Below are 1805 nucleotides of genomic sequence, written 5' to 3' on the forward strand. Positions count from 1 at the left end.
GCATAGATGAACGACGCCTCCAATCCCTCTGGCGATTCGCGGGTCTCCAGGGTCAGGTCCAGTTGAGCCACTTCGGTAACACTGTCCACGCCTTCGATCTGCAGGTCGCCCAGGCGCGCGCTGGTCGCCCCGCCACGGCCGGCCGCTTGATGGTTGAACATCACCTGGAACAGCGGATTGAGCCCCAGGGTGCGCTCCGGCGCCAGGGCCTCGACCAGTTGCTCGAACGGCAGCTCCTGATAGGCCTGGGCATCCAACGCGTGCTGGCGCACCTGGCGCAACAATTCGACGAAGGGCTGCTCGCCAGCGACCTGGGCACGAATCACCTGAGTGTTGACGAAATAACCGATCAGCCCTTCGGTCTCGACCCGGTTGCGGTTGGCGCTGGGCACCCCGATGCGGATATCGTCCTGGCCGCTGTAGCGGTGCAACAACGCGTGGAATGCCGCCAGCAGCAGCATGAACAAGGTGCCACCCTCGGCCCGGGCCAGGGCTTGCAGGTCATGACTCAAGGCCGCCGGCAGTTGCAGGTTGCAACGCGCGCCACGGTAGCTGGGCTGCGCCGGCCGCGAGTGATCCAGCGGCAGTTCCAGCACCGGTTGCTGCGCGCCCAGGCGCTCGGTCCAGTAGGCCAGCTGGCGATCACGCTCGCCCGCCTCCATCCAGTGGCGCTGCCACAGGGCATAGTCGGCATACTGGATCGGCAGCGGCGCCAGGGTCGGCGCCTGGCCGAGGCTCAAGCCGGCATACAGGGCGATCAGCTCGCCGACCATCACCTGCATCGACACGCCATCGGAAACGATATGGTGCTGAGTCAGCACCAGCACCTGGTCGTCGGGCGCCAGCTCCAGCAGACGGACCCGCAGCAGCGGCCCCGCCTCGAGGTCGAACGGCTGACGGGTTTCCTCGGCCACCCGGGCCTCCAGTTGTGCCAGGTCCAGCGGCCCGACCACCTCATGGGCGATGGCCAACCCGGCCACGGGGTCGATCACCTGCAATGGGCGCGTCTGGTCGAAGACGAAACGGGTGCGCAGCGTCTGATGCCGCTCCACCAACCGCTCGAAGGCACCTTGCAGCGCCTGGCGATCCAGCCGGCCGCGCAGACGCAGGGCCATGGGGATGTGATAGGCACTGCTGTGCGGCTCCAGCTGCCAGAGGAACCACTGGCGCTCCTGGGCGAAGGACAGCGGCAGTTGCTCGAAGGCCGACTGCACCTCGGGGATCGGCAGGTTGGCCGGGGACACGCCCTCGGCCAGCATCTTCTCCAGGTACAGGGCACGCTTGTCCAGTGGCAAGGTGATGAAGCGGCGAGCGATCCGCGCGGCAACGGTGCTGTCCATCACAGCCCCTCCATGTCGTCGAGCAGGTCTTCCAGACGGCTCAGGGTCGAATCCTGCACCTGTGCGCCGGTGGCTTGCAGTTGCGCCACCAGAGCACCAAGCACCGGGTATTGGAACAGCAGTTGCGGGACCAGCTTCAGCCCCAGTTCGAGTTGAATACGCGACACGATATTGATCACCAGCAGGGAATGCCCGCCCAGTTCGAAGAAGTTGTCAGTCAGGCCGACTCGTTCAAGCCCGAGGACCTGCGCCCAGATCGCCGCGACCTGTTGTTCCAGTTCACTCTGCGGCGCCACATAGGCACGCTGCGATTGCGCGGCATCCACGGCGGGCAATGCCTTGCGGTCGAGCTTGCCATTGGGCGACAGCGGCAGGCTGTCCAGTGCCAGCCACTGGTTCGGCACCATGTAGTCCGGCAGGCCACGGCGTAGGTGCTCGGCCAGTTGCGCCTGCCAATCGGCGGCC

The 1805-nt window shown here is 66.3% G+C and carries 2 protein-coding genes; both read right to left on the minus strand.

Going from position 1 to position 1805, the window contains the following annotated elements; genetic code table 11:
* A partial coding sequence (locus N5D53_RS27455) for a condensation domain-containing protein (protein WP_274142678.1) occupies positions 1-1340 on the minus strand: 1340 nt, incomplete at its 3' end.
* Positions 1340-1805: phosphopantetheine-binding protein (locus N5D53_RS27460; protein ID WP_279841126.1), on the minus strand; the 466-nt coding region annotated here is incomplete at its 5' end. The genes N5D53_RS27455 and N5D53_RS27460, both read right to left, overlap by 1 nt.

Origin of the sequence: Pseudomonas sp. GD03862, from assembly GCF_029840855.1 — a bacterium.
Taxonomy (GTDB): domain Bacteria; phylum Pseudomonadota; class Gammaproteobacteria; order Pseudomonadales; family Pseudomonadaceae; genus Aquipseudomonas; species Aquipseudomonas alloputida.